This is a genomic window from Rossellomorea oryzaecorticis (assembly GCF_038405515.1).
GTDB classification, from domain to species: domain Bacteria; phylum Bacillota; class Bacilli; order Bacillales; family Bacillaceae_B; genus Rossellomorea; species Rossellomorea oryzaecorticis_A.
Genome location: NZ_JBBYAF010000009.1, coordinates 98331 through 105154, shown reverse-complemented (window position 1 = coordinate 105154; position 6824 = coordinate 98331). Strand labels below are relative to the sequence as shown.

Annotated in this window: 7 protein-coding genes and 1 pseudogene; 7 read left to right on the top strand and 1 reads right to left on the bottom strand. The window is 39.9% G+C overall.

Translation table 11 applies throughout. The features are described 5' to 3' along the window. Window positions 1-354: 354 nt before the first annotated feature. The 3 genes from AAEO50_RS06850 to AAEO50_RS06840 all read left to right on the top strand — a co-directional run bounded on the left by AAEO50_RS06850 (window position 355) and on the right by AAEO50_RS06840 (window position 3823). The gene (locus AAEO50_RS06850) at window positions 355-1989 is read left to right on the top strand and encodes an AMP-binding protein (protein ID WP_341981841.1); all 1635 of its coding nucleotides are present in this window, start codon (window positions 355-357) and stop codon (window positions 1987-1989) included. A gap of 151 nt (window positions 1990-2140) precedes the next feature. Next, window positions 2141-3025, top strand: a complete 885-nt coding sequence (locus AAEO50_RS06845; protein ID WP_341981822.1) for a gamma-glutamylcyclotransferase — start codon at window positions 2141-2143, stop codon at window positions 3023-3025. Window positions 3026-3196: 171 nt separating this feature from the next. Continuing rightward, window positions 3197-3823: a DedA family protein gene (locus tag AAEO50_RS06840; RefSeq protein ID WP_341981820.1), complete on the top strand. Its 627-nt coding sequence runs from the start codon at window positions 3197-3199 to the stop codon at window positions 3821-3823. A gap of 44 nt (window positions 3824-3867) precedes the next feature. On the opposite strand, the gene AAEO50_RS06835 is transcribed toward AAEO50_RS06840, so the two are convergent. Beyond that, window positions 3868-4137, bottom strand: a complete 270-nt coding sequence (locus AAEO50_RS06835) for a hypothetical protein (protein WP_341981818.1) — start codon at window positions 4135-4137, stop codon at window positions 3868-3870. 248 nt (window positions 4138-4385) lie between these two features. Here AAEO50_RS06835 and AAEO50_RS06830 point away from each other — a divergent pair, with 248 nt between their 5' ends. The 4 genes and pseudogenes from AAEO50_RS06830 to AAEO50_RS06815 all read left to right on the top strand — a co-directional run bounded on the left by AAEO50_RS06830 (window position 4386) and on the right by AAEO50_RS06815 (window position 6824). Then, window positions 4386-4592, top strand: coding sequence for a DUF6501 family protein (locus tag AAEO50_RS06830; protein WP_341981816.1), 207 nt, complete (start codon window positions 4386-4388; stop codon window positions 4590-4592). Between the two features lie 71 nt (window positions 4593-4663). After that, window positions 4664-5575, top strand: a complete 912-nt coding sequence (locus tag AAEO50_RS06825) for a GNAT family N-acetyltransferase (RefSeq protein WP_341981814.1) — start codon at window positions 4664-4666, stop codon at window positions 5573-5575. Window positions 5576-5719: 144 nt separating this feature from the next. After that, window positions 5720-5907 (top strand): annotated as a pseudogene (locus tag AAEO50_RS06820) (hypothetical protein). 35 nt (window positions 5908-5942) lie between these two features. Then, entirely contained in the window at window positions 5943-6824 is an 882-nt protein-coding gene (locus AAEO50_RS06815; RefSeq protein ID WP_425383164.1) for an ATP-binding protein, read from the top strand.

Sequence of the window (6824 nt, the reverse complement as noted above, 5' to 3'; positions counted from 1 at the left end):
ACTTGTCTAGCTGCAGGGCTTAGAGGCACATGTCATAAGCCAAACCGACCAAGAAGGCAAAGAGCGCCTTCCAGGCCGATTCGTCTTATGCCACCAGCCTCTCTTCAAAGCCCTTCCGCTTTTCTAATTGGTCACTTCTCCCGCAGGAGTCTTCGTCTTGCACTCCAATCAACAGCTGGAACCAGTATAATAAAATAATATGATATTAACAGAGACCAAAAAAGGAAAATATGGTAGAAAATTAACTTATATTAGTTTGAAAATTTCAATTTTTGTGATAATATACACGCATAGAATAACATTTAATTTGAAGTATGCGAGATTATGACAAAGGGGGATATTCGTTTGGCCGACATTTTACAAACTACGATTGGGGATTTGCTGGAGGAGAAAGCTCGTCTTCAACCAAACAAAGAGGCAGTGGTTTATGCTGACAGGGGTCTGAGATGGTCTTATGAAGAGTTGAATCAAAAATGCAGACAAGCAGCCAAGGGTTTCATGAAACTCGGTATTGAAAAAGGAGAACATATCGCCATTTGGGCATCAAATACCCCTGAATGGATAGTAAGTCAATTCTCAACAGGGAAAATGGGAGCCGTATTAGTAACGGTTAATACGAATTATCGTACAGCCGAACTGGAATATTTATTAAGGCAATCAGATAGTACAACCATCATCTTAATGGAAGAATTCCGCGGGGCCTCATATATTGATATGCTTTATGAAATCTGCCCGGAATTGAAGGATTCAAAACCAGGTAAGTTACATAGTACCAAGCTGCCGAAATTAAAAAATGTCATTGTAATGGGAGATAAAAAATATCCAGGGACATTCAACTGGGAAGAGATCATGGAATTTGGCGATGGAGTGGAGGATGAACGTTTAGATGCACGGCTGAGGAGTCTGTCATCGGATGAAGTCATCAATATGCAATATACCTCCGGAACGACCGGATTTCCAAAAGGAGTGATGCTTACTCACTCAAATATTGTTAATAACGCTTTTAATGTCGCGGGTTGTATGAGGCTGACCAATGAAGATCGACTTTGCATACCGGTTCCGTTCTTTCATTGCTTCGGTTGTGTGATGGGGACTCTTGCCTGCGTGACTGTTGGTGCCGCAATGGTTCCTGTTCAAGAATTCAATCCCGAGCAAGTCCTGAAAATTGTACAGGATGAAAAATGTACAGCATTGCATGGTGTGCCAACCATGTTCATTGGCGAATTAAATCTTCCAAGTTTCGGTGACTACGATCTGAGCAGTCTTAGGACTGGAATAATGGCAGGCAGTAACTGCCCGATAGAAGTAATGAAAGACGTAATGAATAAAATGGGGGCTGAAGAAATAACCATTGCCTACGGACAAACGGAATCTTCGCCTGTTATAACGCAAACACGCACCCATGACCCAATTGAATTAAAGGTGGAGACTGTCGGCAGGGCACTTCCTCATGTAGAAGTGAAAATTGTAGAGCCAGGGACCGACCAGGAAGTGCCGAATGGGACACAGGGAGAACTCTGCACACGGGGATACCATGTCATGAAGGGGTATTATAAGAATGAAGAAGCCACCCAAGCGGCAATAGATGATGAAAAGTGGCTGCACACAGGTGACTTAGCTGTAATGGATGAACATGGATATTGCAGAATCACAGGAAGGTTAAAAGACATGATTATTAGGGGCGGTGAAAATATTTACCCACGTGAAATAGAAGAGTTTTTGTATTCGCACCCTAAAATACTCGATGTTCAGGTGATTGGAATTCCTGATGAAACATTCGGTGAAGAAGTGATGGCTTGGGTTATTCTTAAAGAAGGCCAGTCGGCGACCGGGGATGAAATCAGAGAATATTGCAAAGGGAAAATATCACGTCATAAAATTCCGAGATACATTGAATTCACAGATTCTTATCCTATGACAGCATCCGGTAAAATACAAAAATTCAGACTGAAAGAACAAGCGCAAAAAGCGATCGTTCCTGGAAGTTAAATCATTGTGTAAGCGCATTCTTGTGCAGAGGCAGTCCAGCGGTAGAGGGACTGTCTATTTTTTATGCTCATTAATAGTATTTAACTGAAAAATCAAAATGACTTTGATAAAATAGACCTAATCATCAAAATCGCTGAAGAGGAGAGATAGTGTGAACGTTTTTGTTTATGGCACATTAAGGAGACATGAAGAAAATCACTCCCTTCTAAAGGACGCTCAACTGCAGTATGAACAAGCGTGGATAGAAGGAAAACTTTATGATACAAACAAGGGTTACCCAGCACTTAAAGAAGGTGAAGGTACAGTATATGGCGAAGTATATAAAATAAATGAGGAGCTTCTCGTTAAACTCGATGAAATCGAGGATTATATTGAAGGAAGGGAAGGAAATCTTTATAATCGTCAATTTCAAAAAGTTAATACAGATCAGGGTCCGATTGAAGCATTTGTTTACTATGGACTTGAGGAAAAAATGTTTCAGTCTGAAATATCATCGGGGGATTGGAAAGTGCATCGATTCATTCATGAAAAGCCTCAGCGGATATTATATTTTGCTTATGGTTCCTGTATGGACGATGCACGTTTCAAATTGGCTAAAGTAGAGCATCACTTTAAAGCATGTATGGGTGCCGGAACGTTGAATGGATATTCTATGCGATACCTGTTTAAAGTGGATGACGGAGGAAGAGGGGATATCATAGAAGATGGCGGTAATATGGAAGGTGTGGTCTATGATGTTCCCCAGGCAGCCGTAGAATATCTGTTTACAAGAGAAGGAGTGGCGCCTGGCTGGTACAGGGCAGCTTTTGTTGATGTTACGATCGGAGGGGATGTTTATCAAGATGTGCTTACTTTTATAGTTAAAACCAAGTTCGACGAAGTACTCCCCCCAGAGCATTATGCACAGGAAATTTTAAGGGGAAGCCTGCCTCATGTAAGCGCAGCTTATCATTCCAAATTACAGCAGCAGCTTATCGATCTCGGGATGGTCGAAGAACAAGTGAAAAGCCTACTAAAAGAGCGGGAGTCTTCATAATATAGATGGTTACTCATTAAACAATTAGGTAAAACAACATGACAGGCATGTTGGTATCAATCATCTCCTTTTTCAGACTAATATTCTAGTTTCCCGCAAGTTGTTACAGGGTAAAGAACCTTAATATGAGCATTGTTTGGAACGAGTCTTTTTATGGAAACGGGGTGCTTCATGGAGACCTTGCTTGAACTGGTAGACCAATATGGCTATATTGCTATGTTTCTTTTTAGCTGGATCGTATTTTTAGGATTGCCTGTCCCTAATGAGCTGGCAGCTGCATTCGCAGGATATCTTTCTGAATGGAGGCATTTCAATCCATACACCTCGTTTCTATTCATGTATAGCGGATTATTAAGCTATGGCATTTTCGGATTCCTGATCGGGAATCGATTTGGAACGAGACTGCTGCTTCGTTTGTTTAAAAGCAGTAAGACACAAGGACTCATCAGGAAAAGTGAGACTTGGATTGATAAATATGGATTATTCGCTATTTCAATCAGCTATTTTATACCTGGGGTCCGTCTTGTGATGCCTTATATTGCGGGCACTGGAAAGGGCATTACATTGTTAAAATTTATGTTGTATGCCGCGCCTTCTGCGGGCATTTGGGCCATGGTTTACTTTCAAATAGGAAGATACTTTCCATTGAGTTTTCAATCAATGGTGGAAGAAATCAGTTTAAAAGCAGGTTTGACAGCTGGTTTAATCGCTTCGGCAATACTAATGTACTTCTTCTTTCAATTTTTGAAAAGGAAGTATCCTTCACTAATCAGGAAAAGGGTAAGGTACCGAAAATAAATAACCGATTTAACGGGAATCGTTAAATCGGTTTAACTTTGCGGTTAAGTTTCATCATTGATAATCGTGAAATAACTGCCGAATACGCCAATTGCTTTAATGATAGTACGATCGCCGTTTTGGTTCTCGTATATTTTTCCCACAGTATTAAATAACAAATATTCACTCTTAATATTTGAACCTGTCTCAATAACGGTATATACAGAGTTTTCTTCAGCTTTTTTTGTGCAGGAGACCTTCTCTTTGCAGTCAATCTGGTATTCTTCCTCAAGCCATGTATAAAACTGTTCTTCTGACGGTCTGTGAGTAGTCATATAATACGTTAGAAAAATTAGTGAGATAAAAAGAATCTGTAAGGTGATTTTTTTCATTGAGTAACGCCCTTCGGATTATATTCTCCTATAATATACCATATCATTTGAAAGAATGACAGGGTTGTTTGTAGAAGAAAATATTACTCAAGAAGCAATCATCCTATAAAATAAATCAATGAAGTTGACAGTTGAACAAATGACCTGGGAAGAATATACTGATTACATACAATTGTATTAGGAGGATTAAGATGATACATCATACTTGGACAGAAAACAAAGCAGTAAAGTTAGTTAAATGTGTACATACCGATGCCAAAAAATACACAGTGGAAAACGTGCTTGAAATCGGCAAAGAATACGAAGTGAAGAATGAATCTGAAGACTATTACTTTGTTATTGATGAAAGCGGAAAAATGGGCGGTTTTTATAAAGAATACTTTGAAGAAATAAAATAATGGTATCAGACAGCTGGTTTCTTCTTTTGAGTTGAAATCAGCTTTTTTAGAGCAAAAAGGGGGAGATGCAATTGCAGCATCATTCATATACTGTCAGGACAGCGAAACTTGAAGACTTGTCTTTCATTTCTCAATTATTTAAAGAATATGAAACAAAAGTATATGGAGAAACTCAAACGAGCGAAAATGAAATTCGTGAAATTATAATATCGATTGAAGAACATGACCGTAAAGGACTTTGGGAAAATGGTGAATTGAAGGGTTTCTCTATTCTGACAGTGAAAGATCATCGTCTTCCTTCTCTTTTATTAACTTCTCCTGATAAAACTATGAATCTATATATGGACAGATTGCTGGATGAGCTGGCTAAATCAGCTGTGAGAAAGAAGAAGGATAACAAGGAAGAAAAGATTATTGTTTTATCCGCAAATCTTGATATTGAAAGAGATACTCTTGCAGCCTATGGATTCAATCCCGTCCGTCATTGGTTTCAAATGAAATTAGACCTGAACAATTATAGGGCAGATATTCCCCAGAAAGGTTCTCAGGTCACTCTATCGTCCTTCAATATGCGAGACACTGAAGTATTGTATGAATTATTTGAAGAAGTCTTCTCCGATCATTTTGATTACCATCCTTCAAGTCTTGAAGAGTTTAAAAAGAAGTTCGAGAAGGAGTCGTTCGACCCTGAACTGTGGTTCTTGCTAAGGAAAGAAAATGATGTAATTGGCTTTATTTTGTGCAGTATCAGTGAAGAGACGAAAATCGGTGAAATCACTCATTTAGGTGTGCAGAGAAATTGGAGGAAAAAAGGTTTTGGCGGTTTAATGCTGCACCATGCATTCTCTATCCTGAAACAAAAAGGAATGACATCTGCCGCTCTTTCAGTAGATAGTGATTCCCTTACCGACGCACCGGTCGTATATCAGAAAGCAGGAATGCACGTAAATAGAAACTTCACCCGCTACGATCTAACTGTATGAAGCTTGTAAAACATCCGTTAAGGATGTTTTTTTAATGAAAGACTCTTGGTTAAAAAACTGTAATCATTGTGTATTCTTTTGTTGAATGTCATTTATTTTGGATGTCTGTTTAAAGGATATTTTCTTAATAACCGGTTCCAGCGGTTGATTGGAGTGCAAGACGAAGACTCCTGCGGGAAAAGCGAGACAGGTGAGACCCCGCAGGAGCAGAGCGACGAGGAGGCTCACCGACCGCCCGCGGAAAGCGAAGTCTTGCACGGAAATCAATAGCGGTGTATAAGTGCCCAATCAAAAGCTCTTTTTTTGCAGTGAAAGCGCTCTTACATGTATGATGTTTCTAGTAGACGAATTGGAAAGGATGTCATGGATGAATTACGAAACTGCTTTACCGGAAACGGTTACCCATATCATTAACCAAAGAAAAGATCTTTTCAGTAAATCACATTATGGTTATTTAGTGGGGGAGGGAGGATACTCCTCGAGTGATCAAAACATAATTGAAGATAGTATCATATCCTTATCAATGGGGAAAAACCTACTTCTGAAAGGGCCGACCGGTTCAGGTAAAACGAAATTATCCGAAACCTTGTCTTCCATCTTCACGCAGCCGATGCACAGTATTAACTGTTCTGTCGACCTTGATGCAGAAGCTTTGCTGGGATATAAGACGATTACTGATAAAGACGGCAAAAACTCGATTGAATTCATTGAAGGTCCTGTTATCCAGGCGATGAAAAAAGGACACCTTTTATATATCGATGAAATCAACATGGCCAAGCCTGAAACATTGCCGATTCTAAACGGTGTACTCGATTACCGGAGAAGCATAACAAACCCCTTTACAGGTGAAGTGATCAAAGCTTCCCCGACATTTGGTGTGATCGCGGCCATCAATGAAGGGTACGTAGGGACTGTGCCTTTAAATGAAGCGCTGAAAAACAGATTCGTGGTTGTGGATGTCCCATATATCGAAGGAGAAGTTTTGAACTCTGTCATTAAAAGCCAGAGCCAGTTGAACGATGAGAAACTAATTAAAAAGTTTGTGGATCTGTCTTCAGATTTATTGGTCCAGGTGAAAAACGGTCAGGTTTCAGAGGAAGCTGCTTCGATCCGGGCACTCTTGGATGCCTGCGACCTTGCCGTATACTTACCGGCCAAGCGGGCCATACAGCGAGGAATCATTGATAAGCTGGAAGATGAGCGGGAGAAAGCGGCCATAAAAAATATTGCAGAAACCTTATTTGAATGA